Origin of the sequence: Actinomadura sp. 3N407 (assembly GCF_052245875.1) — a bacterium.
In the GTDB taxonomy this organism is placed as follows: domain Bacteria; phylum Actinomycetota; class Actinomycetes; order Streptosporangiales; family Streptosporangiaceae; genus Spirillospora.
In genome coordinates, this window is the sequence record NZ_JBQQBP010000008.1 from 265727 (window position 1) to 291494 (window position 25768).

Here is a 25768-nt window from a genome sequence, read left to right on the forward strand (position 1 = left end):
CGGAGGGCATGCGCATCGTGTCGCTCCTGCCCGCCGTCCAGAACGACGAGGTCTGGGTGCTGGACGCCGGCCCGTCCTACTTCAACCGTCCCGACCCCGAGTGGTCCGGGGCGCGGAAAATACCGGCCCACGTCCTGCACGGCGTGACCACGGGCGCCGGCCGCGGGCTCGTACGCACGCGGAATGGGGGCGGCCCCGCCCCGGGGCGGGGGGCGGGGCCGCGGGCCGCGCGGGACCGGGCGACGGTCGCCCGCGCGGCGGGTCTCAGTGCTTCGTCGCCACTTCGGCGCCCGCACCGGTGAGGGAACGGACCTCGATCTCGGCGTACTTGGCCGCGTTGAACTCCTTACTGAGGACGGTGCCGATCAGACCGCACAGGAAGCCGAACGGGATGGAGATGATCCCCGGGTTGCTCAGCGGGAACCAGCTCCAGTCGGAGTCGGTGAACAGGGCCTTCTCGGAACCGGAGACGACCGGGGAGAAGGCGACCAGGAAGATCGCCGAGCCGAGGCCGCCGTAGATGGCGGAGACGGCGCCCTGGGTGTTGAACCGCTTCCAGAACAGGCTGTAGAGGAGCGCGGGCAGGTTGCCGGACGCGGCGACCGCGAAGGCCAGCGCGACGAGGAACGCCACGTTGAGGCGCTGGGCGAAGATGCCGAGCACGATCGCGACGGCGCCGATCACGAAGGCGGAGATGCGAGCGACGCGGACCTCTTCCCGCTCGGTGGCCTTGCCCTTGCGGAACACGTGGGCGTACAGGTCGTGGGCGAACGACGAGGACGACGCCAGGGTCAAGCCGGCCACGACCGCCAGGATGGTGGCGAACGCGACGGCCGCGATGACCGCGAGGAGGACCGTGCCCCCCGCGTCCCCGAAGATGATCTCACCGATGCGTTCGGCGAGCTGGGGTGCGGCGGTGTTGCCGGCCGGGTTGACCGCGGCGATCTCCTCGCTGCCGACGAGGGCGGCGGCGCCGAAGCCGAGGACGAGGGTGAACAGATAGAAGGTGCCGATGAGGCCGATGCCCCACATCACGGACTTGCGGGCGTCGCGGGATGTCGGGACGGTGTAGAAGCGGATCAGGATGTGCGGCAGCCCGGCGGTGCCGAGGACGAGGGCCAGGCCGAGGCTGATCAGGTCGAGCTTGCCGGACAGTCCTTCCTCTTCGGTGCCGTAGCGCAGCCCGGGCTCCAGGAACGCGCCGCCCTTGCCGCTCTGCTCGGCGGCGTCGTTCAGCAGGCTCGACAGGTTGAAGCCGAACTCGGTCAGCACCAGCAGCGTGACCAGGGCGGCGCCGGTCATCAGCAGCACGGCCTTGACGATCTGCACCCAGGTGGTGCCCTTCATTCCGCCGAACACCACGTACACGATCATCAGGATGCCGACCATCGCGATCGTGGCGCCCTTGGCGAATTCGCTGGTGAAGCCGAACAGCAGGGCGACCAGGGCGCCCGCGCCGACCATCTGCGCCAGCAGGTAGAAGATCGACACGGTGATGGTGGAGACGCCGGCGGCGGTGCGGACGGGACGCGGGCTCATCCGGAACGCCAGCACGTCCGCCATCGTGAACCGGCCCGAGTTGCGCAGCAGTTCGGCGACGAGCAGCAGCGCGACGAGCCAGGCGACCAGGAACCCGATGGAGTACAGGAAGCCGTCATAGCCGTAGAGGGCGATCAGCCCGGCGATGCCCAGGAAGGACGCGGCGGACATGTAGTCGCCGCCGATGGCGAGGCCGTTCTGCGGGCCGGAGAAGGAGCGGCCGCCGGCGTAGAAGTCCGTGGCGTTCTTGGTGTTGCGGCTCGCCCACACGGTGATCGCCAGCGTGGCGGCCACGAAGGTGATGAACAGGAGGATCGACAGGGTTTCGTTGCTCATCGGCCGTCCTCCGCGGTTCCAGCGTTGCGCGCTTCCTCCGCCTCGATGTCGCCGCGGATCTTGCTGGCGGCGGGATCGAGGTTGCGTCCGGCGTGCCGCGAGTACAGCCACGCGATGCCGAACGTCGATACGAACTGCAGCAGGCCGAACACGAGCGCGACGTTGATGGAGCCGAACAGTTCGGTGCCCATGAAGCCGCGCGCCCATCCCGACAGCACGACGTAGAGCAGATACCAGCTGAGGAATGCCACGGTCATGGGAAACGCGAATCTGCGGAATCTGCGACGGAGATCTTGGAACTCCGCGGTGCTCTGGAACCGTTCATACACGGTGCCGGAGGCGTTCTTATCGACGGACACGACCGCCCCTCCTCTTTAGTGACGCCGGTCACGCGCCACGGTATGGACGGGGCCGGGGACGATCGAGGGGGCGGGCGCGGGGCTGCGGTCAGCTGCCGTTCATCGTCGCCGGTCTGCGAGGTCCGTCGATGAGCGGTTCGTTTGACGCGATGAACGGTCACACCCGTTTGGGTCGCCACGTTCCACGGTCGACGGCGAGCGACTCCGGAGTGTGCAGGCGCACCATCATCCGCGCGACGCCGGGCGGTACCCGTCCCGGCGTGCACCACGACACGACGATCATGGTGGCGAACGCGATGGGGACCGTCCAGGCGGCGGGTTCGGCGAGCAGCGCGCCGATGAACCCGCCCGGCGGCCCCGCCGCGATCGTCACGATCACCGCGGTGCCGGCGAGCGCGCCGCCGACGATGAGGCCGGCGAGCGCGCCCGGCACGGTCAGCCGCCGCCACCAGACGCCGAGGACCAGCAGCGGGCAGAACGTGGACGCGGCGACGGCGAACGCCAGCCCGACGACGTCGGCGACGGGGAGCGAGCGGGCCGTGATCGCCAGTGTGAGGGGGACGACGAGGGCGAGCAGCGTGCCGACGCGGAACGACCGCACCCCGCCCCGCAGGATGTCCTGCGCGATGACCCCGGCGACGGACACGGTGATCCCGGACGAGGTGGACAGGAACGCCGCGACGGCGCCGCCGGTCACCAGCGCGCCGAGGAGGTCGCCGCCGACCCCGCCGATGAGCCGCCCGGGGAGGGTGAGGACGACGGCGTCGGCGCGTCCCGTCATCAGCAGTTCGGGGGTGTACAGGCGTCCGAGCGCGCCGTACACGGTGGGGAGCAGGTAGAAGGCGCCGAGCAGGGACAGCACCATCACGGTCGTGCGGCGCGCGGCCCGCCCGTCGGGGTTGGTATAGAAGCGCACGAGGACGTGCGGGAGCCCCATAGTCCCGAGGAACGTGGCGAGGATCAGCGAGTACGTGGCGTAGAGGGAATGGGATCGGCCGTCCAGCGGCATCGCCCACTCGTGGTCGGTGGTGGCGGGCCTGCCGGTCACGTGGGGCACGTCGGCGCCGGCGGGGAAGGTGACGGACGTGTTCTGCGCGATGTGATGCGTGCCAGGGTTCAGGGTGAGCGGGGCCGCGTCGTGGGGCCGCCCGTCCACGCGCCCGTCCACGATGACCCGCACGGGGGCGGTGACGTCCACGGTGACGGCCAGGCCGACGGAGACGGTGGTGCGGTCGGCGAACCGCGGCGGCGCGTCCGACGACAGGCCGGGGGCGCCGTCGTACCGCCAGGCCAGCAGCAGGAAGATCAGCGGGACGGCGAGCGCGGTGAGCTTCATCCAGTACTGGAACGCCTGGACGAGGGTGACGCTGCGCATGCCGCCGACGAGCACGTTGACGGCGACGACGACGGCGATGAGGGCGCCGCCCGTCCACACCGGCGCGCCCGTCACCGTCCGCAGCACCAGCCCGGCGCTCTGGAACTGGGGCAGCAGGTACAGCCAGCTGATCAGCACGACGAGGATGCTGGCGACGCGGCGCACCGACATGGACTCCAGCCGCGCCTCGGCGAAGTCGGGCAGCGTGTACGCGCCGGAGCGGCGCAGCGGCGCCGACACCAGGACGAGCAGGACGAGGTAGCCGCCCGTCCAGCCGACGGGGAGCCACAGCATGTCGGCGCCGTGGGCGAGGATCAGCCCGGCGATGCCGAGGAACGACGCGGCCGACAGGTATTCACCGCCGATCGCGGACGCGTTGCGCAGCGGCGTGACCGTGCGGGACGCCACGTAGAAGTCGGAGGTGGTGCGGGAGATGCGTCCGAGGACGCCGATGAGGATGGTGGCGACGACGACCAGCAGGACCCCGGCGAGTCCGTAGGCGGCGTTCATGGCCGGTCGGCGGACGCGTCACGGGACGCGGGCACGTCGCCGGAGGCCGGCACGTCACCGGACGCGAGAACGTCGCTGAGGGCCGGGGTCCGGTCGACCAGCTCGGCGAAGTCGTCCTCGTTGCGTTCGGCCTGCCGGACGTACCACCAGCCGCAGCCGACGAACCACGGGTAGATCAGCCCGCCGAGCAGCACCCACGGCAGCGGCAGGCCGAGCAGTCGCTGCTCGCGCACTTCGGGGGCCAGGGCGAACAGCAGCGGCAGCCCGATCACCACGGCGGCCAGCACCAGGCACAGCCCGAGCGCGAGCCGGAGCTGGGTGCGCAGCAGCGAGCGCATGTACGCCTCGCCGAGTCCGGTCTGCTCGTCGATCTCCCGGGTGACGGGGTAGCGGGGCCGGCGGACGGTGCGGGTCCGCGGCCCGGTCACCCGGACCCGGCCGGGCGCGATCCCGGACGACCGCTCACCCGACCCGCCGGAGCTCGGCCCGCCCGGACCCGACCCGCCGGGGCTCGGACCGGTGGGGGGCGGCTCGCCGGGGGCGGGCTCGCCGGGCCTCAGGGGGACCGCCTCGCCCTGCGCACGAGCAGGTCGCGCAGCTCGCGCACGTGCCTGCGGCTCACCGGCAGCTCCGTGCCGCCGACGAGGACGGTGCAGCGCCCCGAGTCCAGCCTCAGCTCCTTGATCGCCGACAGCGCGACGAGGTGGCTGCGGTGCACGCGGACGAACCCGGCGCCGGTCCAGCGTTCGCTCAGCGCCGCCAGCGGGATGCGCACCAGGTGGCTTCCGGCGGACGTGTGCAGCCGCGCGTAGTCGCCCTGCGCCTCGACGTACAGCACCTCGGCGGGGGTGACGAACCGGGTCACGCCGCCCAGCTCGACGGGCATCGGCTCCGGCTCGGCCGGGTCCGCCTCGTCGTCGTCGGGGTCGTCGACGGCCTCGGTCACGCGCCTGATGGCCTCGTTCAGCCGCTCGGGCCGGACGGGCTTGAGGATGTAGTCCGTCGCCTTGATCTCGAACGCGTCGACGGCGTGGCCCTCGTAGGCGGTGACGAAGACGATCTGCGGCGCGCGGGCGAACTGGGCCAGCACCCGGCCGAGCACGGTGCCGTCCAGGCCGGGCATCCGGATGTCGAGGAAGACCGCGGCGATCGGCCGCCCGTCCGCGAGGGCCCGGTCGAGCTTGCGGAGCGCCGCGGCGCCGTCCCGGGCGGTGTGGATCTCGCCGATCCGCGGGTGGGCGCTCAGCAGGTGGACGAGGTCGTCCAGCGCGGGCGCCTCGTCGTCCACGGCCAGGACACGTAGGCCCACAACACCGTCCTTCCACGTAGCACGGACATTCCAGTCAATGCACGCCCGAGAGTCAAGAGCTCAGGACGCGGTCACACCGGGCCTGTACTTGGGGACGCGCACGGTCACCTTCGTCCCGGCGCCCGGCCCGGTCTCCACGGCGAGCCCGTACTCGTCGCCGTACACCTGCCTCAGCCGGTCGTCGACGTTGGCGAGCCCGATCCCGGCCGCGTCGCCGTCGTCGGTCGGCGGGCGCACCTCGCCCGCCAGCAGCCGCCGGACGTCGTCGGGGTCCATGCCGATCCCGTCGTCCTCCACGCTGATCACGCAGTCGGACCCGGCGTCCTCGGCGACGATCGTGATGAGGCCCGGCTCGGACCTGTCCTGCAGCCCGTGCCGGACGGCGTTCTCCACGAGCGGCTGCAGGCACAGGAACGGCACGGCGACCGGCAGCACCTCGGGCGCGATCCGCAGCGTCACCCGCAGCTGCTCCCCGAACCGGGCGCGCTGCAGCAGCAGGTACCGGTCGATGGAGCGCAGCTCCTCGGCGAGCGTGGTGAAGTCGCCGTGCCGCCGGAACGAGTAGCGGGTGAACCCGGCGAACTCCAGCAGCAGTTCCCGGGCCCGCTCGGGGTCGGACCGGACGAACGAGGCGATGGTCGTCAGCGAGTTGTAGATGAAGTGCGGCGAGATCTGCGCCCGCAGCGCCCGCATCTCCGCCTCCATCAGCAGCGTCCGCGAGTGGTCGAGTTCGGCCAGTTCGAGCTGTGCGTCCACCCACTGGGCCACCTCCTCGGCGGCGCGGATCAGCCCGGCGGGGATGTCCTCGCCGTACGCGGCGAGCGTCCCGACCACGCGGTCGTCGGTGGCGAGCGGCACCACCACGACCCGCCGGATCGGGCAGTCCAGCCGGTCGCAGGTCACGTCGTGCACCTCGGTGCGCCCGTTGCCCAGCGTGATCTCGGCGTGCTTGGGGCCCTCCTCCGCGTGGTGCTCGTGTTCCCCGTCCCAGGCCAGCAGCCGCTCCCCGTCGGTGATCGCCAGCGCGGCGCAGTCCAGCAGCGCCCGCAGCTGCCGCGCGGCCTTCTGCGCGCCCTGTTCGGTCAGCCCGGCCCGGAACGCGGGCGCGGCCCGGGACGCGGTGTGCAGCGTCTCGAACGTCGCCCGCCGCGCGGGCCCGCCCAGGTCACCCCCGCGCCCCTGCCGCCGCCACCACACCAGCGCCGGAATCCACGTCACCAGAAGCGTCGCGACAACGGCGATGACCACGTTCATCCCGCAAACCTACGCCGACGCGCCCTCGTATGTGACGTTGATCACTTAGCCGGCGGGCGGCGCATCCGCGGACCCGCCCGCCGGGCGCCACCTCGTCCGGGGACGCTTCCGACCCGGCGTCTCACCCCATGGGAGGGAATGGACGGCGAACGTCCTCATCACCGTCCAATTTGGCTAGAATCCGTCCGTCGGGCGAGTCTTCCCCTGTTCGTACGCGTGTAGTCGTGTGTCGTTTCCCGCCCCGCAAGGAAGCCACGAGGCCGACACCGTCCCCTGCCGTAAGGAGCCTGTGCATGCCCGTGGAACCGGAAGGCCCCATCCCCGCGGCGAGTCCGGTGATCGGGGAAGAGGAGATCGAGGCCGCGGTGCGCGTGCTGCGCAGCGGTCGCGTCGTCCAGGGACCGGAGGTCGCCGCGTTCGAGGAGGAGTTCTCCGCGCTCGTGGCGGGACGCCATTGCGTCGCGGTCAACTCCGGGACGTCGGCGCTGCACCTGAGCCTGTGGGCGCTGGGGATCGGGCCCGGCGACGAGGTCGTCGTCCCCTCGTTCACCTTCGCGGCCACGGCCAACGCCGTCCGCCTCACCGGCGCCGAACCCGTCTTCGCCGACATCGACCCCGGCTCGTTCTGCGTCGACCCGGACGCCGTCGCCGCGGCGATCGGACCGCGAACGGCGGCCGTCATGCCGGTGCACCTCTACGGCCACCCCGCCGCGATGGACCGCATCGGGCCCCTCGCGGAACGGCACGGGCTCGCCGTCGTCGAGGACGCCTGCCAGGCGCACGGCGCGGCCCTGAACGACATCCCGGCGGGCGCCCTGGGAACGGCGGGCTGCTTCAGCTTCTATCCGACCAAGAACATGCACGCCCTCGAAGGCGGCATGATCACCACCGCCGACGCGGAGACGGCCCGGACGATGCGGCTGCTGCGCAACCAGGGCATGGAGCAGCGTTACGCCAACGAGGTCGTCGGCGCCAACCTGCGGCTCACCGACGTCGCCGCGGCCATCGGGCGCGAGCAGCTCAAGCGGCTGCCCGGCTGGACCGATCGGCGCCGCGCGAACGCCGGGTTCCTGGACGCGAAGATCACCGCCGCGGTCACCCCGCCGGTCGCGTCCGGCGCCCGGCACGTCTACCACCAGTACACCGTCCGCCTGCCCGGCGACCGCGACGCCGTCCAGCGGAACCTGGACGAGCGGCGGGTCGGCAGCGCCGTCTACTACCCGACGCCCGTCCACCGGCTCAAGCCCTATCTGAAGGACGGGCGGCCGGATCCACGGTGGGACCTGCCCGAGACGGAGCGGGCGGCGGCGGAGGTGCTGTCCCTGCCGGTGCACCCCTCGCTCACCGAGGACGATCTGGCACGCGTCGCCGAGGCCGTCAACGACGCCGCCGGCGAGACCGCCGCGGCCGGAGACGCGAAGTGAGCGCCCCGCTGCGCGTGGGCCTGATCGGGCTCGGCGTCATGGGACGCAACCACGCACGGGTCCTGTCCGGGCTCGACGGCGTCGACCTCGTCGGGGTCGTCGACCCGGCGGGGCAGCCGGACAGCGCGCCCCACGGCGCCCTGCTGCTGGAGACGCTGCCGGACCTGCTGGCGCTCGGCGTCGACTACGCCGTGGTGGCCTGCCCGACGGCGCTGCACGAGGAGGTCGGGCTGGCACTGGCCGAGGCCGGAGTCGGCGCGCTGATCGAAAAGCCGCTCGCGGACTCGGTGGAGGCGGCCGAGCGGCTGGTGGCGGCGTTCGAGTCGCGCGGGCTGGTCGCCGGCGTCGGCCACATCGAACGCTACAACCCGGCGCTGCAGAGCATGCGGACCCGGCTGGAGGCCGGTGAGCTGGGCGAGGTGTTCCAGGTCGTCACCCGCCGTCAGGGGCCGTTCCCGCACCGGATCTCCGACGTCGGCGTCGTCAAGGACCTCGCCACGCACGACATCGACCTGACCGCGTGGGTGACCGGCCAGGACTACGTGTCGGTCTGCGCGCACACGGTGGCGCGCAGCGGACGTCCCCACGAGGACATGGTCGCGGCCGTCGGGCGCCTGTCCGACGGCTCCATGGTCAATCACCTGGTGAACTGGCTGAGCCCGCTCAAGGAGCGCACCACCGTCGTCACCGGGCTGCGCGGCTGCTTCGTCGCCGACACGCTCACGGCCGACCTCACGTTCTACGCCAACGGTGAGGTGAGCACCGAATGGGAGGTGCTGCGGACGTTCCGCGGCGTCTCCGAGGGCGACATGATCCGGTACGCGATTCCGAAGCGGGAACCGCTGCTGGTCGAGCACGAGCGGTTCCGCGACGCGTTCCTCGCGGGCGGCGGCGACATCGTGACGCTGCGGCAGGGCCTGCGGACGGTCGAGGTCTCCGCCGCCGTCCTGGAGTCGGCGAAGCTCGGCGAGACGGTCACGCTCAAGGCTCCGGAGGCGCTCGGTGCCCTCTAGGACATCTGGGACGCCCGGGCCGTCCGACACGCGCGAACCGGACGTCAGCGTCGTCGTCGCCGTCTACAACACGATGCCGTACCTCACCACCTGCCTGGACTCGCTGGTGGGGCAGAGCATCGGCCGCGACCGCATGGAGGTCGTCGCGGTCGACGACGGCTCCACCGACGGCAGCGGAGCCGAACTGGACCGGTTCGCCGAGGAGCACCCGGACGTCGTCACGGTGCTGCGGCAGCCGAACTCGGGCGGTCCCGCCGGCCCCAGCAACCGGGCCCTGGACGTGGCGTCCGGCCGCTACGTCTACTTCGTCGGCGCCGACGACCACCTCGGCCCCGAGGCGCTGGAGCGGATGGTGGCGGCGGCCGACGAGTGGGGTTCGGACGTCCTCGTCGGCAGGATGGAGGGCCTCAACGGGCGGGAGATACGGCAGGAACTGTTCACCGAGAACCGCCCCGACGTCGACCTGTACGACTCCCCGCTCCCCTGGCTGCTGTCCAACTGCAAGTTGTTCCGCCGCGACCTGGTGGAACGGCACAAGCTGCGTTTCCCGGAGGACATGCGGATCGGCAGCGACCAGCCCTTCACCATCGAGGCGTGCGTCCGCGCCCGGCGGATCTCGGTGCTGGCCGACTACACCTGCTACTACGCGATGCTCCGCGACGACGACGGCAACATCACCCAGGGCACCGTGGACATCCACGCCCGGCTGGAGTGCGCCGAGCGGCTCCTCGATTTCGTCGCCGGACTGCTGGAGCCGGGACCGCGCCGGGACAGGATCACCCATCGGCACGCCAAGTGGGAACTGACGAAGCCGCTCCGCGAGGGGCTGCTCCAGCTCGACGACGACGCGCGGCGCGACGTGTGCGCACGCGTCGGCGCCCTCGTTGAGCGGCACGTGTCCGACGAGGTCCTGGCGCTGCTGCCGATCCGGCGCCGTGTCCGGCTGCGCCTGGCGCAGCACGGTGAGATCGACCGGCTGTGCGACGCCATCCGGGCGGACGCGGACGGGAGGAAGTACCCCATCGCGCTCAAGAAGGGGCGCGCCTACTACGCCTACCAGGGCTTCGAGGATCCCGGCGCGGACCTGCCGGACGACCTGTACGAGATCACGAAGGGGCTGCGGGGGCGGCTGCTGGACGAGGTCCGGGCGGTCGGCGCGCGGTACGCCGGGGGCGATCTGGAGGTCACCGTCCGGACGCCCCTCACCGGCCCCGGCGCCGAGGACCCGGCGACCGTCCGCTTCACCCTCGCCAGGCGCGGCGCCGAGCAGCGCGTGGAACTGAACGCCGTCGACCGGGCCGCCGGCGAGGAGGGGCTGACCTTCACCGTCCGGGTCCCCCTGGCGCTGCTCGTCGGCCCGGCCAAGACCAGGCACACCCTGCGGATGGCCGTCGAGGCGTCCGGGCGGACGCACGACATCCCCGTGCCGGCCGACCTGTCCGGGCCGCGCGGCGAACTGGTCTGGCACCGCGCCAGGCCCCACCGGCTGTCGGTCGGCCGTGCCGACAAACCCGGCACGGTGATCGAGACGCGCCCGGTGCGTCCGGCCCGGGCCGTGGCACGCAAGGTCCGGCGCGCGACGTCCCTTGGAGGTAGTTAGCACATGCGGATCTGCGTGGTCGCGCTCGGGAAGATCGGTCTCCCGCTGGCGGTCCAGTTCGCCCGCAAGGGCCACCGGGTGATCGGCGCCGACGTGGACGAACGCGTCGTCGCCGACGTGAACGCCGGCCGCGAGCCGTTCCCCGGCGAGGCCGACCTCGGCGCCCACCTCGGCGAGGCGGTGCGGGCCGGGCTGCTGACGGCGACGACGGACACGACGGCGGCCGTCGCCGAGTCGGAGGCCGTCGTCGTGGTCGTCCCGCTGTTCGTGGACGAGGCGGGCACCCCCGACTTCGGCTGGATGGACGCGGCGACCCGGTCGATCGCGGCGGGGCTGCGCCCGGGGACGCTGGTCGGCTACGAGACGACGCTCCCGGTCGGCACCACCCGGGGCCGCTGGGCCCCGATGCTGGAGGAGGGGTCCGGCCTGACCGCCGGCACCGGCTTCCACCTGGTGTTCAGCCCGGAACGCGTGCTGACCGGCCGGGTGTTCGCCGACCTGCGGCGCTACCCCAAGCTCGTCGGCGGCATCGACGACGCGTCCGGCGTGCGCGGCGTGGAGTTCTACGAGCAGGTCCTCGACTTCGACGACCGGCCGGACCTGACCCGTCCCAACGGGGTGTGGGACCTCGGGTCCGCGGAGGCCGCCGAACTCGCCAAGCTCGCCGAGACCACCTACCGCGACGTCAACATCGGCCTCGCCAACCAGTTCGCCCGCTACGCCGACACCGTCGGGGTGGACGTCACCAAGGTGATCGAGGCCTGCAACACCCAGCCGTACAGCCACATCCACCGGCCGGGCATCGCCGTCGGCGGCCACTGCATCCCCGTGTATCCGCGGATGTACCTGTGGAACGACCCGCACGCGACCGTCGTCAGCGCCGCCCGGGACGCCAACACCGCGATGCCCGAGTACGCCGTCGGCCTCCTCGCCGGCGCCTACGGCGACCTGACCGGCGCGGAGGTCCTGGTCCTCGGCGCGTCGTACCGGGGCGGCGTCAAGGAGACGGCGTTCTCCGGCGTCTTCCCCACGGTCGAGGCGCTGCGGAGACGCGGAGCCGTCCCGTACGTGTCCGACCCGATGTACACGGAGGAGGAACTGGAGGCCCTCGGCCTGCCGCCGCACCGGAGCGAACCGGTGACCGCCGCGATCGTGCAGGCCGACCACGCCGCGTACCGCGACCTGGGGCCGGACGACCTGCCGGGCGTCAAGGCCGTCGTCGACGGCCGCCGCGTCACCGACCCGGCCCGCTGGACCGGCGTGGAACACGTCGTCATCGGCGGCGCCGCCGAGCAGGCCCGCGGGACGGCTCGGTGAGCGAACCCGCCGGCCGCCGTGTCGCCGTCGTCACCCCGTGGTATCCGACCGCGGGCCGAGCCTTCGCGGGAATCTTCGTCCAGGCCATGGTCGAGGCCACGGCCCCGGCGTGCGACACGGTCACCGTCTATCACACCGACGCCTGGCGGGTGCCGGACGCGACCGGCCTCGCGGCGGCGGCCGACGCGCACCGTCTGCTCCTGCCACGCGCCTTCCGGCCGGAACCCACCGTCGGCGGGGCCGAACTGTGGCGTGTCCCGGTACCCGATCCCGTCCTCACCGGGGGCAGCTTCGCCGAGCGGGCCCGCCACCATGCGGACTGGCTCCGCGAGGCGCTCGGAGGGAAGCCGATACCGGCGCCGGTCGTGCACGCGCACGTCGGTCTGCGCGGCGGCTGGACGGCGCTCGAGAACGCCCGGTCCGGCGCGCGCGTGTTCGTCACCGAGCACGCCTCGTACCTCGCCATGCTGCTGGAGCAACCCGATTCACGGGAGATGTACGAGCAGGTTCTCGCCCGTTGCGCCGGTTTCTTCGCGGTCGGCGAGACGGTACGGGACACGCTGGCCGAGACCTTCCCCCAGCACGCGGGCAAGATCGAGCTGATCCCGAACCCGGTGTCCTTCGATCTGCCCCGGCCGCGTCCCGTCACGGAGCTGCGCCGATGGCTGTACGTGGGCAATCTCACCGAGCACAAGGGTGTCGACCTCCTGCTGGAGGCGTTCGCCAAGTGCCTGGCCGACGACCCGGCATTGACGCTGACACTGGTCGGCGAAGGCAACCTCGCCGACCGGCTGAACCGCCGCGCCGCCGCCCTCGGAATCGACGGCGCCATGACCACCGCCGGGGCCCTCCCACCGGACGAGACTCTGCGCCGGATGCGGGACCACGACCTGCTCGTCCATCCGTCCCGGGGGGAGACGTTCGGCGTTTCGATCGTCGAAGCCGTGGCCGCTGGGCTACCGGTGCTGGTCACCCGCTGCGGCGGCCCGGAGACCACCCTGGCCGGTGTGGAGGACGCCGCCGGGCAGATGATCGACGTGGACGATGCCCCGGAGACGATCGTCGCCGGATACCGGCGGCTGTGCACGCGCTTCCCGGACGGTCTCGACCTCGCGAAGGCCCGCCGCGTCCTCGACGAACGCTACGGATACCGGACGGTCGCCGAGGCGCACCACCGGTACTGGTTCCCAAGGGCCGCCGGACCGGCCGACGGGAGGCGGGCGTGAACGTCGTGTTCCTGGCGCTCGGGGCCACCCGCCGCGCAGCGGTGGTCGCCGAGTCGGGGCGTGTGGTCGCCGGGGGCGGCACCGCGACCGTCCTGCTCGACCGGCCGGCGAGCTGGGTGAAGGACCCGCTCCCGGACGGTGTCGACGTCCTCGAACTGCAGATGCTGGAGCGGCGCTACCGTCCGGCTGCGGTCACGCTCCTGCTTTTCCGCGTCCCCGGTCTGCTTTGCCGCGTGTGTGCGCCGGGGCCGCTGCGCGGACGGGGTGAACGGCTCGACAGGGCGTTCCGGCGGCACGTCGCGCGTCCCGTCGACCGGAGGCTGGCGCGGATCTACCGTCGCGACCCCGATGCGGTCCGCTCCCGGGTCGTGCGCCGGGCCGTCCTGGCCGGTGGGTCCCCGGACCTGGTCGTGGTCGCGGACCCGCTGTCCCTCGCGCCGGCCGCGGAGCTGGCGGTCAAGGGCCCGGGGCGCCGCCTCAATGTGGCGTTCTACGTCCCCGCAGGCCCCGACTAGGTACTGCGGGGGGCGCCCGGCCGTACGAGCGCCGTCCGACCCACTGAACTTCGCGAAACTGGATGCTCCGGGAGGAGCGGTGGAGGAGAAACGAATGCAGATCGAAGACGGATCCGGCCCAACAGGGTCGCGGGGCCGGATCGTCATGATCGTCGACAACGGGGTCACGGCGGACTCCCGGGTGCAGAAGGCGGCGCACTCGGCCGCGGCGGCGGGCTGGGAGGTGCACCTCATCGGCCGCGCACCCGGGAGGAAATCGCGTTCCTGGATGCTCGGCAATGCACACGTGCGCCTCATACCCGTCCCGATGACGCTGAGCGCCCCCCGGCGCGTGCTCCGCGCCCAGCTTCGGCGCCCGCTCGCATACTCGGACGAGCACATCGCCGAATACCGCCGCGGGCTCGTCCAGGCCCGGCGTGCCGATCTCGCCGCCGGGCGCCTCACCCTCACGGCCGGCGCGTCGTCGCCGCGCGCCATCTGGCTGATGGTCCGGCGGGCGACCGCGAAGCTCCAGGATCGCTGGGTCGCGCTGCGTGAACGTCAGACCGAGTCCCTGACCAAGGCTCGGCAGAACCTGAACTCGCCGCTCGAAAAGCTCGCCATCCGCTTCTGGCAGAAGCTCCTCGGCGACCGATGCTGGCGGGTACTCGACCGAACCCTGTGGGACTGGGAGATCGCCTACGGGAAGGTGATCGACAAGGTGCGGCCCGACATCATCCACGCCAACGACTTCCGCATGCTCGGTGTCGGCGCCCGCGCCGCGCGACGGGCTCGCGCCCAGGGCAGAGACGTCAAGCTGGTGTGGGACGCCCACGAGTTCCTGCCCGGCATCAGCCCGTGGCGCGCGGGACCGCGCTGGCTGCCCGCGATGTGCGCGCACGAGCGGGAGTATTCCGGGGTGGCCGACGAAGTGCTGACGGTGTCGGAGGCGCTCGGCGACCTGCTGGTCGAACGGCACGGCCTGCGGAAGCGGCCCACGGTCGTCCTCAACACCCCGGTCACCGAGCCGGTCGCGGGCGGAGCCGAATCCGCGGCAGGCGGAGCCGAATCCGCGCCGGGCGGAGCCGAGCCCGTGCCCAGCCTGCGCGAACTGTGCGGCATCGGCCCGGAGACTCCGCTCGCCGTCTACAGCGGCGCCGCCGCGGCGCAGCGCGGGCTGGACGTGATGGTCGAGACACTGCCGAAGCTGCCCGACCTGCACGTCGCGCTCGTGGTGTCCAAGCCGAAGTCGGAGTACGTCCAGAACCTGCTCGCCCGCGCCGCCGAACTCGGCGTCGCCGACCGCGTGACCGCGCTGGGATACGTGCCGTTCGACCAGGTCGTGGAGTTCCTGTCTGCGGCCGACTTCGGGGTCATCCCGATCCACCACTGGCCCAACCACGAAATCGCGCTGATCACCAAGTTCTTCGAGTACTCCCACGCCAGGCTGCCGATCATCGTCAGCGACGTGAAGGCGATGGGCGAGATGGTCGAGGCCACAGGGCAGGGCGAGGTGTTCCGCGCCGACGACGCCGCCGACTACGTCCGGGCCGTCGAGGCGGTGCTCACCGACCCGGACCGGTACCGCGGCGTGTACGACAGCCGTCCGGAACTGCTTCGCGAATGGACCTGGGAAGCGCAGGCGGAGGTCCTCGACGGGGTCTACGGCCGGCTGATGCCCGCAGACTCCGCGAGGACCGTCGCGTCCGTCCCGTCCGCGGCGGGGACCTCGGTGTAGGCCTCCCCCGTCCGCGGGCACTCCCAGACGCCGTCCGGACGCGGGGTGAGGCGTGCCCCCGCCCGGCCGACCCAGCCGATCCGGCGGGCGGGGACACCGGCGACCAGCGCGAAGTCGGGGACGTCGCGGGTCACGACCGCGCCCGCGGCGACCATCGCCCAGCGGCCGACCCGCACCGGAGCGACGCACACGCTGCGGGCGCCGAGGGACGCGCCCTCGGCGACGTGCACGCCGACGGCCTCCCAGTCGCCGCCGCGTTTCAGCTTCCCGTCCGGGTCCACCGAGCGGGGCTCCCGGTCGTTGGTGAGGACGACGGCGGGGCCGACGAACACGCCGTCCTCCAGCACGGCGGGCTCGTAGACGAGGGCGTGGTTCTGCAGCTTGACGTTGTCGCCGATCCGCACGCCCGCGCCGACGTAGGCGCCGCGGCCCACGATGCAGCCCGCGCCGAGCCGGGCGTCCTCACGGACTTGGGCGAGATCCCAGACCGTGGTGCCCTCGCCGAGTTCGGCGCTCGGGTCGACCTGGGCGCTCGGCGTGATCCGGTGACTCATTCGCTGCCTTTCTTCCTATGTTGAGCGGTTTCGGGCGGCTGCTGATCGGTTTCGGGCGCCGCGCCGAAGCGGGCCGCCAGGCTCCGCCGCGCCCACCGCAGCCGCGCCGCCAGCGGAACCGTGACATGCACGGTCAGCGGGTTACGGTCGAGCCGGACGTACATGCGGCGCGGCGGCAGAACAGACGCGGTTTCCGGTCCGAGGACACCGGCGCCCTCCGGGATGCGGATCCGGGCCGGCTCGCCCACCCCCTCGATCTCGAACGACGCCCGCCAGCGACCGGGCCGGGCACCGGCGAGCGAGACGTCGGCGTGGTGGCGCGTCCGCAGGTCGGGGTCGTTCACGAGCGGCGCTCGGAGCACGGTGCCGCCGTCCCCGGGAGGCTGGAGCAGCACGCTCATGCTCGGCGGCGGACCGGACGCCAGGACGGGCGGCGGTTCGCCCGTCACCCGAAGCCGCCGGCCGGGTCCCCAGCCGACCTCGACGTTTCGCAGGTCGGCGGGGCTGAGGCCGCCGCCCACCTCAAGGCTGAGTCGCCCGCGTCCCCGCAGCGGCAGCGGCCGGACGAGACGCCGACGGCCCCCGTCTCCGACGAGCACGGCGCGCGGGACGGCCATGCCCCGCGGCTTGGTCAGCGGCGCGGTGAGGACGTGCCCTTCGAGGACCGCCTCCACGCTCATCGCCCATCGGCCGCCCGCCCAGGAGGCGGGCGCCGGCGGGAACGCCGCGGTGAAGGACGTCACCCGCCCCTCGTCGTCAGGGCCACCGGGGCCCGTCGCGCATTCGAACCGTCGGCGGACACCCTCGTCGTTCTCCAGCACCAGATGGACGCCGGGCCGCCCCTGGTGCACGCCGCGGATCATGACCGTTCCGCTGACCACCAGTCCGGACCGTTCCCACGCGGCCCCGGTCAGGGCGGGCCGGAGAACCGGAGATGTCTCGAAGCACGTGTCGGGGATGCCCGTGGCCTCGTCCCGGAAGAACGGATACCGGGCGAAGGCGCGCCCATCCTCCAGGAGGACGCCGGGGCGTTCCCCGCCCCGATGGAACCGCAGGAGCTCCTCCAGCTCCGCATCGAGACCGTGCCGCAGGCAATGTGCGAGTACCCGGCGCAGCGGGCTGTAGCGGGCCAGCAGGCCGGGGGTGAGCCAGGTGTCCAGCAGTTCCCGGCACCCGACGAAGGTGATTTTGCGTTCGTCTTCGGAGGAGTCCAGGTAGAGCTGTTCGAGCCGCCCGAACACCTCCAGCTGCAGATACCGATGGTGGAGCCGCTCGCGGATCTCGCCGGGTTCGGTGTGCTCGGCGACCAGCGCCATCGCCTGGGCGGCGATCGCGTGCACGTCCGCGGTCGGTGCGCCGCCGACCTGGGTGGTGCTCGTCCCGTCCGCCCTGGCGTCCCAGTAGTAGCAGTCGTAGTCGGCGAGGACCGACACGCCGCCGGCGTGCAGGTAGGCGCCGGCGGTGAAGAGCTGGTCCTCGTGGGAGAGCATGCCCTCGGTGAAGCGCAGCCCGGCGCGGTCGATCAGCGACCGGCGGAACAGCTGGAGCGCCGCCATCGACATCCGGGGGAACAGGTCGCAGTCCGGGTCGAGGACATGGGTGCGTTCGATGGTGCGGTCGAAGACCTTGGGCACCCGGCGCCCGCCCGTCCCCACCTGCTTGCCGAGCACGATGTCGGTGCCGTTGCGCTCGGCCATCGCCGTCATCCGCTCCAGCGCCTCGGGGCCCAGCCGGTCATCGGCGTCCAGGAAGAACACGAACCGCCCGGACGCCCGATCCAGGCCCCGGTTGCGCGGCGCGCCCGCGCCTCCGGAGTTGGGCTGGTGGACGACGACCAGCCGGTCGTGGGCGCGGGCCAGCTCGTCCAGCAGCTCCGCGCCGCCGTCGGTCGAGCCGTCGTCGACGGCGATGATCTCGACCCGCTCGGCGGGCAGCGTCTGGGCGAGCGCCGACTCCAGCGCCCGCCCCAGCGTCTCGCGGCAGTTGTAGACCGGCACGATAACGCTGACCAGGCAGTCCGTGCCGGGGTGTTCCGTCATGCTCCCTCAAATGTCGTGATCCGGGGATTCGAGGAACACTCTAAGCGGGCTCCGCGGTCGCCGTGACCGCGGACCCGGCGAGACCGTACAGGGTGGCGCGGGGGCCGGCCTCGGCGAGCGCGTCGACGGCGGCGGCGAACCGCGTCATCGCGTCCGGCTCCTCGGGGCCCAGCAGGTAGTCCCTGAGCTTGTGCCGCTCCTCGGCCAGCGGGTCCCGGCCGGGCGTCGCCGCGACGGCGAGGATGTCCGGCAGCTCGGTGCAGGCCGGGCCCAGCAGGTACGCGGCCGACGCCGACGGGAACTCGGAGCGGAAGACGGCCTCGTCCATCCCCCCGGGGTTCGTGACCACGTACGGCTTGAGACTGGGCGTGTAGTCGGAGATCACGCTGGAGATGTCGGTGATGAGCACGTCCGACTGGTTGAAGCACTCGTGCAGGGACGCCTCCGCGCCGGTGACGACGCGGTGCGAGCCGCCGCTCTGGTTGGCCTGCTCGATCATCCCGATGATCCGCTGGTGCGCCGCGCCCGCGGACGCCAGCCGCGTCCCCGTGTACGGGTGCGGCCGGTAGATGACCTCGAACCGGGATCCCTGCCCCAGGAGCGTGCCAATGATCTTCTCGCCCATCGGGAGCAGCGAGCTGTAGCTGTGGTCGCCGTCCCAGCCCTCCCAGGTCGGGGCGTACAGGAGGGTCGGCACCCGGTTCCCGGAGGGTCCCTTGGCGACGCCGGCGAGCTGGGGGCGTCCCACCTCGACGATGGCCTCGTCCCGCACCCCCGCCTCGGAGTTGCGGTAGCGGTCACGGCCGGCCGGACCGGCCACCCACACCTCGTCGAAGACCTTGCTCACCGGGTTGGAGCTCGAGTCCTTGTCGCTGTCCCCGTGGCCGATGAACACGTGCTTGATGTCGGGCTCACGGAGCATGTGGAGATTCTTGCCGGTGTTGCCGGTGTAAAGCGCCACCCGCACGCTCGACCAGTCGAAGTTCATGACGCTCTCGGCCCGCGTGATGCAGACGATCGGCAGCCGCGTGGCGGCGAGCGCCTCCACGGCCTCCGGTGAGCGGACCAGGACGATCGCTCTGCGGTCGAGCCGCTCCAGCGTCTCCAGCCACATGTTGCCCTGGTACGCGTTCACGGCCGTTCCGGTGAAGTACAGGAGGACCTCGGGCTTGTAGGCGTTCACCCGCCGCTGCACATCGCGGCCCACGCGGTCGTCGTCCCGCAGGAAGCGCATCCGGCGCAGCCCCACGGCCTGCCCGGCCTGGGCGGCCACCAGGCCGGCCGCCGTGACGAGCAGCCCGGCGATCAGCAGCGCGGGGACGCCGGCCAGCAACCCGGCGGCACCGAGCAGGACCGGCAGGAGGTCGGACCGGCTTTCGAGCAGATCGACCAGCCGCGTCTGCCAGGCGGGCGCGGCCTTGGGGAACGCCGGTTCGCCCCGCCCCAGGTTCCGGGTGACGAAGGGGATCTTGTTGACCCGGCGGAGCGCGACCGACCCCGACAGCACCGCGGTGCGCACCCAGTCGAGGACGAAGAACCCGATGGCGGCGGTGACGATCGTCGCGTCGCCGACGTCACCGGCCTGGACGAGCAGCACCACGAAGGCGGCCTGGCGGACCAGCATCCGCGCTCCCACGCCCATCTGGCCCCAGCGCAGCACCCTGGCGGCGTCCGGCATCAGCCACTGGACGGCCGGTTCGGCCAGGTAGCAGGCGATCGCCGCACCGAGGAACCAGCCGGGGGATCCCGCCACGGCCGTCACGAGCAGCAGCACGAGCGTGATGGGCAGGAGCGACACCGTTGAGAAGCGCATGAGCTTCAGGTACGGGGAGACCAGTCGCCGCACGGCGAACCTCCATCTGATCAACGCGGCCCTTGAGGGCGACAAGTGTGAGGGCAAAGGGGGACCGGCACCCGCGGGCCGACGGGTGCGCTGGGGGGTCAGCCGGACATGCCGCCGGCGGCGAGGGGGTCTTCGCGGCGTACGTCGATGACCTGCCCGGTGAGGTCGGAGAGCAGCACGCTCAGCGACGTCCGGGCCACCTGGTCGGCGCTCAGCAGCGTGTGCGGGGGCTCCTGCCCGAACGCCGCCGTCCGCATCGGGGTGCTCGTCCGCTCAGGGTTGATGCAGTTGATCCGCGCCCCGTCGGCCGACCACTCGTCCGCCAGGGCCTGGGTCAGGTTGACCGTCGCCGCCTTCGCGGACGAGTACAGGCTGTAGTCGGCGCGTCCGCGGGTGTAGGAACTGGACGTGTACAGCAGCAGCTGGCCGCCGCTCTTCGCCAGGTAGGGGAACGCCGCGCGGGCGATGTGGATCGGCGCGAGGTAGTTGATCCGCAGCGCCTCCTCGATCGCGTCGGGTTCGATCGCGTCGAGCCGGCCGATCCGCAGCACGCCCGCGGTGTTGACGACGTAGTCGACGCGTCCGGTCGCCGAGTACGACTGGGCCAGTGCGGCGGCGACGTCGTCGGGCCGCTCCACGTGCGTGCGGGTGGTTCCCCGGCTGTAGCCGAAGACCCGGGCGCCGAAGCCCTGGGCGAGCTCGGCGACGGTGGCGCCGATGCCCTGGCTGGCGCCGAACACGACCATCGTCTTCCCGGCGAGCGCCTCGGCGAACTGGTCCTCGGTGAGGGTCGGCGTGTCCGTCGGGGCGAGCTGGAACAGCTTGTCCGCGATGAACATGTCGACCGGCTCGGTGACCTTCATGTTGTGCTCGTCACCGGGGACGACGTGGATCGGCGTGCCGGGCAGGTACCGCAGCACCACCGAGCAGTCGTCGGTCGCCTCGAAGTTCTCGTCCCGCCACGCGTTCTCGTAGGCGGCGCGGATGACGGCGAGCCGGAAGCCCTGCGGGGTCTGCCCGCGGCGCAGGCTCCCCCGGGGCGGCACGTCGACGATCACGTCCCCGTCGACCTGGATGATGGTGTCGGCGGACGGGATGGCGACGTCCACGGCCTGGTGCTCGCGGAGCGCGGCCACGCAGTCGCGGATGATCCGCTTCGACAGCAGGGGCCGTACGGCGTCGTGCATGAGCACGTTGGTGGTCTCGCCGGGGTGGTCGGCGAGCGCGTCCAGGGCGAGTTGCGTTGTCGCGTTCCGAGAGACGCCGCCGGGAAGGACCGCGGTGACCTTCTTGCAGCCGGCCTTCTCCGCGCAGTGCGCCGCGTCCTGGAGGAAACCGGGGTTCATCAGGACGATGATCTCGTCGATGTCCGGCGCTTCCTCGAACACGCTCAGCGTGTGCTCGAGGATCGTCTTTCCGGCGATCTTGAGGAGCTGCTTGGGCGTACTGAGCCCCATCCGCTGCCCACTGCCGCCCGCCAGGATGACGGCGACGGTGCGCTGATCGCCCTGCGATGCCATGGCCAACGCGTCCATCCTTTTCTCCATGGCAGCCCGGACGGCCACCTTGACGGAAGGTGAGCAGTCACCGATCGGATCTCGCAGCGGGCGACACGGGGCACTCAGGACATCGGATCCAAACCGGGAGATTACTGCCGCATTACTGTACCGCGTCCATCGGTTTATGTAGTGGCTCTTAGGATCTCCGGCCCGCTGCCGGCGTCCCGGTGCCGCGGGCGGCCGACGGCGGGGCCGTCACCGTCCGGGTGAACAAGGACGCGATGTTCGGTTCGACGGCCCAGCGGGTCACGCGGCGCACCGGGGCCGTGCTCAGCAGCGTGACGACCACGAAGCACGTGATCACCATCGACAGCACGCCGGGGATGTGGTCGAACCAGCCGGATTCGTGCCAGTTCCCGAAAGTGAAGAGCCGGGTGAGGAACCCGTGCAGCAAATACCCGTACAGGGTCACGGTGCCGAGGTCGCTGTACCAGGTGCGGCGGGACGGAACGACGGCCAGGAACGCGGCGATGAGCACGAAGCCCGCGAGGAGCAGCGCCAGCCGCATCACCGTGCCGGTGAGCTCGTCGACGCCCATGTCGCCGTTGGAGTGGGTCCAGCGAACCCAGCGCACGTTCATGCGTTCGTAGGTCAGGTAGGCGATCGCGAACCCTGCGGCGAGGGTCACGGCGCCCAGGACGCGGACCGCGGGCCGGCGGACGACGTCCAGCAGTTCGGGCCGGAGGGTGAGCCCCAGCACGTAGAACGGGACCAGCCCCAGGATCCGGTACAGGTCCAGAGTGCTGCCGATGTCCGTCATGAACACGAGGAGGCTGATGAGCACGGCCGTCGCCACGGGATACCGCAGCCGCCTCCACACCGGGGTGAGCAGCCGCCAGACGAACAGGGCCAGCAGGAACCAGGTCACGTAATAGGGGTTCAGCAGGTCGATCTGGAACTCGCGGCCACCGGCCTGCCAGGCGAACAGGCTGTAGGCGGTCTGGAATATGAGGTACGGAGCGAGCGTGGAGCCGACGAGCTTGACGACCTTGTCGTCGGTGAGCGTGAACCTCTTCGAGAGATAGCCGCTGATCAGGACGAACACCGGCATGTGGAACATGTAGAAGAAGTTGTAGAACGCCGCGGCGAGCGGGACGTCCCTGAGGCTCGCCACGCCGTGCCCGGCGGCGACCAGCAGGATCGCCAGGTACTTGGCGTTGTCCAGGTGCGGGTCGCGCCGCCGGGGAGCCGCGCCGCCCGGGGTCTGCCGCGCCCCCGGCGGACGCTCGGCGGAGCGCTCCACCATCGTTTCGCCGGCGACGGATGCCTCTGGTGTCTGTGTCATGGGCAATCTGATTCTGGGAGGGGCCCATGGAGCATACCGGCCCACACACCCCAGACTCCCCCGAGTCGGCCACCCCCGGCGCTCGATGAGTCCGTGGTGACCGGGTGACAGCGCGGACGCCCGGCCGGAATCGATCCGGCCGGGCGCCTTGGCCGCGGATCAGGATGCCGGGCCGGCGGTCAGGGGAGGTCCAGGTCGTCGGCCAGGGCGTCGAAATGAAGGTCGCCGTCGCCGAAGGCCAGTGACGCCGCCATGGCGTGCTGGGAGAACAGGTGCAGGTCGTGCTCCCGGGTGAAGCCGATCGCGCCGTGCACCTGGTGGCCGAGCGCGCACACGCGTTCGTACGCCTCGCTCACCCACGCCTTCGCCATCGACACCTCCTGCGCGGCGTCCCGGTTCACCGAAAGCAGCCAGATGGCCTCGTAGGCGATGAACCGGGAACCGAGCACATCGATGGACATGTTGGCGCAGTGGTGCTGAACCGCCTGGAAGGACCCGACCGGGCGGCCGAACTGCTCCCGTTCCGTCGCGTACTCCACCGTCATGTCCAGGACGCGCTGCGCCGCACCCACCATCTCGGCGCAGGCGGCCGCCGCGCCGAACAGGGAGATCGCCCCGGCGGCGTCCGCGTCCAGCGCGGATTCGGCCGGCACGCGAACGTCCGACAGTTCGACGTGGCAGGGACGGTCCGCACCGACCGTGCCCAGCGGCTGGAGCATCACGCCCGGCGACGAGGCGTCCACCCAGAACGCGCCGGGCTCCCCGCCCAGCCGCGCCACCACGAGGATGTGCTCGGACGAAGCGGCATACGGGACGAACGTGGCGGTGCCGTTCAGGACGAAGTCCGTGCCGTCACGCGTGGCCACCGGCCCGTCCCCGGGACGATCCCAGGGCAGGGGCGCGGCGGTCACGACCTGGCCGCCCGAGACGGCGCCCAGCCACCGCTCCTTCTGCTCCGACGTGCCGAACCGGGCGACCGGCATGCCGCAGCACGCCACCGACGCCAGCAGCGGGCTCGGGACCTGCGCGTATCCCAGCTGCTCGAACAGCAGGCAGACGTCGAGGAACTCGCCGCCGACGCCGCCGTGCTCCTCCGGGAAGGCCAGGCCCGTCCAGCCGAGGTCGACCATCTCCTTCCAGAGCGCGGCGGAGTAGCCGGCCGGGTCGCCGTCCATCGCCCGCGCCCCGGCGGTCGCGGCCCGCGACTCCAGAAGCTCGCGGGCGGTGGCGGCGATCAGCTCCTGGTCCTCGGTGCGGCTCAGGTCCATGGCGGCGGGATCTTGTCGGAGCGGACCCACACGCCCGGCCGTTCCTCCCAGAACAGCTGGACCAGGACGCCGCCGGTGTGCTTCGGATGGATGAACGTGTCCCGCCACGCCGCGCCGTCGGTGCTGCCCTCGTTGTCGTCGAACGTGGGCGTGCCGTGGTGCTCGCAGGCCGCCATCGCCGCGTCCCAGTCGGCGACCTCGAACGTGACGTGGTGCGCGGCGGGGCCACTGCGGTTCAGGAACCGCTCGATGAACGAGTCCTCGCCCCGCGAGGTGATCACTTCCCAGCAGATCGTCGACCCGGGGATGTTCAGCACCAGGTCGGCCATGTCGGGATGCTCGTCGTCGGGTGTCCGCCAGACCTGCACGAACCCGGCGAGGTCGTGGTACCAGCGGGCCAGTTCGTCGCGGTCGTGGAACGCCTGGCAGACGTGGTCGAGCGCCACGATGCCGAGGGACGGCGCGTCCGACTCGGTGACGTCCGGGGTGGAGTCGTCCGAGTCGCCGCACATGTCCAGGCTGCCGGGGCCGCGCAGGCGGAACAGGACGCCGGGGCCGCGCTCGGGCGGGCTCAGCGACGCCTCCAGCCACCGCCCCCGCGGCCCGTCGGTCGGCTTCACGCCGCGCCCCTCGAGCTCCGCGCGGACGGCGTCGAGATCGGGCACCTCGGCTCCGACGTGGTGCAGCCCGGGACGTCCGCCGTGGTCGTCCAGCCAGGTCTGCAGCGAGGAGCCGTCGCCGGCGGGCGCCACCACCTCCCACGCCTGCCCCCCGCTGCCGGGGATCTCCAGCCGGGCGCCGCGCACGCCCTCACCGGGGTTGTCCCAGCTCCGGACCCGCCGGAACCCGAACAGCCCCTCCAGCAGCCCGACCTGCGCGTCGAGGTCGGCCGCCACCTGCGCGACATGATCGATGCGGTAGATCTGCACGGGTTCTCCTAGCTCGGGTGGGGCTCGATCCAGTCGTAGCCGTAGGTGACCAGTTCCTTGACGAGGCGCAGGTTGTAGCGGTTCATCGCCGCGATCCGCTCGGCCAGCTCACCGATGCGCTTGTCGAACTCGTCCGCCGGGTACACGTCGTTGACCAGCCCGAGCTGCAGAGCCCGGTCCGCGCCGATGCGCGCGCCGGTGAACAGCAGTTCCTTCGCGCGGGCCTTGCCGATCCGCTCCGGCAGCCGCTTCACCCCGCCCCAGCCGGGCGCCGACCCGCCGAACTCGGGCTGGTCGGGGTCGCCGTCCTCGGTCATCTTCGGGCGGTACGGAGGACGCGCCGACAGGGTGATCTCGACCAGGCCCATCTTGGCGTTGTCGGAGGCGATGATGAAGTCGGCGGCGAGCGCCAGCTCCAGGCCGCCGCCGACGGCGTAGCCGTGCACGGCGGCGATCACCGGGACCGACGTCCGCTCCATCATCGCGAACGTCTTCTCGCCCAGCCGGCCCTGCTCGATCCGTTCCCGCGGGGTCAGCTTCTCCGACCAGGCGAGGTCCATCCCGGCGCAGAACGCGCGTTCGCCGGCGCCGCGCAGCACGACCACGCAGACGTCCTCGTCGTCGTCGACGCGGGTGAAGATGTCGCGCAGCTCCGTCATCGTCGTCGGCGTCAGCGCGTTGAGCTTGTCCGGCCTGTTCAGGGTCAGCCAGGCGACTCTCTCCTCGATCCGCAGATCGACGGTCTCGTAGGCGTTCTCGTCGGGCATATGTGCTCGCTCCTCGTCGTTGATCGGCTG

General features: G+C 72.0%; 22 protein-coding genes. 8 read left to right on the forward strand and 14 right to left on the reverse strand.

Annotated features, from left to right (window positions below; translation table 11 throughout):
- Nucleotides 1–8: 8 nt before the first annotated feature.
- Nucleotides 9–302, forward strand: a complete 294-nt coding sequence (locus ACTWPP_RS22095) for a hypothetical protein (RefSeq protein ID WP_443106225.1) — start codon at nucleotides 9–11, stop codon at nucleotides 300–302.
- Here ACTWPP_RS22095 and ACTWPP_RS22100 read toward each other — a convergent pair.
- From ACTWPP_RS22100 to ACTWPP_RS22125, 6 genes are all read right to left on the reverse strand, one after another.
- Nucleotides 265–1875, reverse strand: coding sequence for a solute symporter family protein (locus ACTWPP_RS22100; protein WP_443106226.1), 1611 nt, complete (start codon nucleotides 1873–1875; stop codon nucleotides 265–267). The genes ACTWPP_RS22095 and ACTWPP_RS22100 overlap by 38 nt on opposite strands.
- The gene (locus ACTWPP_RS22105; protein ID WP_443106227.1) at nucleotides 1872–2234 is read right to left on the reverse strand and encodes a DUF485 domain-containing protein; all 363 of its coding nucleotides are present in this window, start codon (nucleotides 2232–2234) and stop codon (nucleotides 1872–1874) included. Before ACTWPP_RS22105 ends, ACTWPP_RS22100 begins: the two co-directional genes overlap by 4 nt.
- Nucleotides 2235–2391: 157 nt before the next feature.
- Nucleotides 2392–4119 carry a sodium/solute symporter gene (locus ACTWPP_RS22110; protein ID WP_443106228.1) on the reverse strand — a complete coding sequence of 576 codons (1728 nt, stop codon included), beginning with the start codon at nucleotides 4117–4119 and terminating at the stop codon, nucleotides 2392–2394.
- Nucleotides 4116–4547 (reverse strand): hypothetical protein, encoded by a 432-nt coding sequence (locus ACTWPP_RS22115; RefSeq protein ID WP_443106229.1) that lies wholly within the window; start codon nucleotides 4545–4547, stop codon nucleotides 4116–4118. Before ACTWPP_RS22115 ends, ACTWPP_RS22110 begins: the two co-directional genes overlap by 4 nt.
- Before the next feature lie 128 nt (nucleotides 4548–4675).
- On the reverse strand, nucleotides 4676–5428 hold the full coding sequence (locus tag ACTWPP_RS22120; protein ID WP_443106230.1) for a LytR/AlgR family response regulator transcription factor: 753 nt from the start codon (nucleotides 5426–5428) through the stop codon (nucleotides 4676–4678).
- Nucleotides 5429–5488: 60 nt separating this feature from the next.
- Nucleotides 5489–6682, reverse strand: coding sequence for a sensor histidine kinase (locus ACTWPP_RS22125; RefSeq protein WP_443106231.1), 1194 nt, complete (start codon nucleotides 6680–6682; stop codon nucleotides 5489–5491).
- A gap of 293 nt (nucleotides 6683–6975) precedes the next feature.
- On the opposite strand from ACTWPP_RS22125, the gene ACTWPP_RS22130 reads away from it, so the two are divergent.
- The 7 genes from ACTWPP_RS22130 (at nucleotide 6976) to ACTWPP_RS22160 (ending at nucleotide 15494) form a co-directional block, all read left to right on the forward strand.
- Complete coding sequence (locus ACTWPP_RS22130) at nucleotides 6976–8106, forward strand: DegT/DnrJ/EryC1/StrS family aminotransferase (RefSeq protein WP_443106232.1); 1131 nt, start codon at nucleotides 6976–6978, stop codon at nucleotides 8104–8106.
- Nucleotides 8103–9119, forward strand: coding sequence for a Gfo/Idh/MocA family protein (locus ACTWPP_RS22135; protein ID WP_443106233.1), 1017 nt, complete (start codon nucleotides 8103–8105; stop codon nucleotides 9117–9119). The genes ACTWPP_RS22130 and ACTWPP_RS22135 overlap by 4 nt, the downstream gene beginning before the upstream one ends.
- On the forward strand, nucleotides 9109–10719 hold the full coding sequence (locus ACTWPP_RS22140) for a glycosyltransferase family 2 protein (protein ID WP_443106234.1): 1611 nt from the start codon (nucleotides 9109–9111) through the stop codon (nucleotides 10717–10719). Before ACTWPP_RS22135 ends, ACTWPP_RS22140 begins: the two co-directional genes overlap by 11 nt.
- 3 nt (nucleotides 10720–10722) lie before the next feature.
- Entirely contained in the window at nucleotides 10723–12036 is a 1314-nt protein-coding gene (locus ACTWPP_RS22145) for a nucleotide sugar dehydrogenase (RefSeq protein ID WP_443106235.1), read from the forward strand.
- Nucleotides 12033–13262: a glycosyltransferase gene (locus tag ACTWPP_RS22150; RefSeq protein WP_443106236.1), complete on the forward strand. Its 1230-nt coding sequence runs from the start codon at nucleotides 12033–12035 to the stop codon at nucleotides 13260–13262. The genes ACTWPP_RS22145 and ACTWPP_RS22150 overlap by 4 nt, the downstream gene beginning before the upstream one ends.
- Nucleotides 13259–13777: a hypothetical protein gene (locus tag ACTWPP_RS22155; protein WP_443106237.1), complete on the forward strand. Its 519-nt coding sequence runs from the start codon at nucleotides 13259–13261 to the stop codon at nucleotides 13775–13777. Before ACTWPP_RS22150 ends, ACTWPP_RS22155 begins: the two co-directional genes overlap by 4 nt.
- Before the next feature lie 94 nt (nucleotides 13778–13871).
- A complete protein-coding gene (locus ACTWPP_RS22160) occupies nucleotides 13872–15494 on the forward strand; it encodes a glycosyltransferase family 4 protein (RefSeq protein ID WP_443106238.1) in 1623 nt (540 codons plus the stop codon).
- Here ACTWPP_RS22160 and ACTWPP_RS22165 read toward each other — a convergent pair.
- The 8 genes from ACTWPP_RS22165 to ACTWPP_RS22200 form a co-directional block, all read right to left on the reverse strand.
- Nucleotides 15419–16048, reverse strand: coding sequence for an acyltransferase (locus tag ACTWPP_RS22165; RefSeq protein ID WP_443106239.1), 630 nt, complete (start codon nucleotides 16046–16048; stop codon nucleotides 15419–15421). The genes ACTWPP_RS22160 and ACTWPP_RS22165 overlap by 76 nt on opposite strands.
- Nucleotides 16045–18087, reverse strand: coding sequence for a glycosyltransferase family 2 protein (locus ACTWPP_RS22170; RefSeq protein ID WP_443106240.1), 2043 nt, complete (start codon nucleotides 18085–18087; stop codon nucleotides 16045–16047). The genes ACTWPP_RS22165 and ACTWPP_RS22170 overlap by 4 nt, the downstream gene beginning before the upstream one ends.
- Nucleotides 18088–18127: 40 nt before the next feature.
- Nucleotides 18128–19933: a CDP-glycerol glycerophosphotransferase family protein gene (locus ACTWPP_RS22175; protein ID WP_443106241.1), complete on the reverse strand. Its 1806-nt coding sequence runs from the start codon at nucleotides 19931–19933 to the stop codon at nucleotides 18128–18130.
- A 95-nt stretch (nucleotides 19934–20028) separates the two neighbouring features.
- Entirely contained in the window at nucleotides 20029–21465 is a 1437-nt protein-coding gene (gene ispD, locus ACTWPP_RS22180; protein ID WP_443106242.1) for a 2-C-methyl-D-erythritol 4-phosphate cytidylyltransferase, read from the reverse strand.
- Nucleotides 21466–21625: 160 nt separating this feature from the next.
- Complete coding sequence (locus tag ACTWPP_RS22185; protein ID WP_443106243.1) at nucleotides 21626–22774, reverse strand: acyltransferase family protein; 1149 nt, start codon at nucleotides 22772–22774, stop codon at nucleotides 21626–21628.
- Between the two features lie 179 nt (nucleotides 22775–22953).
- Nucleotides 22954–24042, reverse strand: coding sequence for an acyl-CoA dehydrogenase family protein (locus tag ACTWPP_RS22190; RefSeq protein WP_443106244.1), 1089 nt, complete (start codon nucleotides 24040–24042; stop codon nucleotides 22954–22956).
- Complete coding sequence (locus ACTWPP_RS22195) at nucleotides 24033–24971, reverse strand: VOC family protein (protein ID WP_443106245.1); 939 nt, start codon at nucleotides 24969–24971, stop codon at nucleotides 24033–24035. The genes ACTWPP_RS22190 and ACTWPP_RS22195 overlap by 10 nt, the downstream gene beginning before the upstream one ends.
- An 8-nt stretch (nucleotides 24972–24979) precedes the next feature.
- Nucleotides 24980–25738, reverse strand: a complete 759-nt coding sequence (locus tag ACTWPP_RS22200; protein ID WP_067633940.1) for an enoyl-CoA hydratase/isomerase family protein — start codon at nucleotides 25736–25738, stop codon at nucleotides 24980–24982.
- Nucleotides 25739–25768: the final 30 nt, after the last annotated feature.

Bases quoted from the DNA above. Each gene is read 5' to 3' on its own strand.
- ACTWPP_RS22095 (WP_443106225.1), top strand. From the start codon at position 9: ATGCGCATCGTGTCGCTCCTGCCCGCCGTCCAGAACGACGAGGTCTGG.
- ACTWPP_RS22100 (WP_443106226.1), bottom strand. From the start codon at position 1,875: ATGAGCAACGAAACCCTGTCGATCCTCCTGTTCATCACCTTCGTGGCC.
- ACTWPP_RS22110 (WP_443106228.1), bottom strand. From the start codon at position 4,119: ATGAACGCCGCCTACGGACTCGCCGGGGTCCTGCTGGTCGTCGTCGCC.
- ACTWPP_RS22125 (WP_443106231.1), bottom strand. From the start codon at position 6,682: ATGAACGTGGTCATCGCCGTTGTCGCGACGCTTCTGGTGACGTGGATT.
- ACTWPP_RS22130 (WP_443106232.1), top strand. From the start codon at position 6,976: ATGCCCGTGGAACCGGAAGGCCCCATCCCCGCGGCGAGTCCGGTGATC.
- ACTWPP_RS22145 (WP_443106235.1), top strand. From the start codon at position 10,723: ATGCGGATCTGCGTGGTCGCGCTCGGGAAGATCGGTCTCCCGCTGGCG.
- ACTWPP_RS22160 (WP_443106238.1), top strand. From the start codon at position 13,872: ATGCAGATCGAAGACGGATCCGGCCCAACAGGGTCGCGGGGCCGGATC.
- ACTWPP_RS22165 (WP_443106239.1), bottom strand. From the start codon at position 16,048: ATGAGTCACCGGATCACGCCGAGCGCCCAGGTCGACCCGAGCGCCGAA.
- ACTWPP_RS22170 (WP_443106240.1), bottom strand. From the start codon at position 18,087: ATGACGGAACACCCCGGCACGGACTGCCTGGTCAGCGTTATCGTGCCG.
- ispD (WP_443106242.1), bottom strand. From the start codon at position 21,465: ATGGACGCGTTGGCCATGGCATCGCAGGGCGATCAGCGCACCGTCGCC.
- ACTWPP_RS22185 (WP_443106243.1), bottom strand. From the start codon at position 22,774: ATGACACAGACACCAGAGGCATCCGTCGCCGGCGAAACGATGGTGGAG.
- ACTWPP_RS22190 (WP_443106244.1), bottom strand. From the start codon at position 24,042: ATGGACCTGAGCCGCACCGAGGACCAGGAGCTGATCGCCGCCACCGCC.
- ACTWPP_RS22200 (WP_067633940.1), bottom strand. From the start codon at position 25,738: ATGCCCGACGAGAACGCCTACGAGACCGTCGATCTGCGGATCGAGGAG.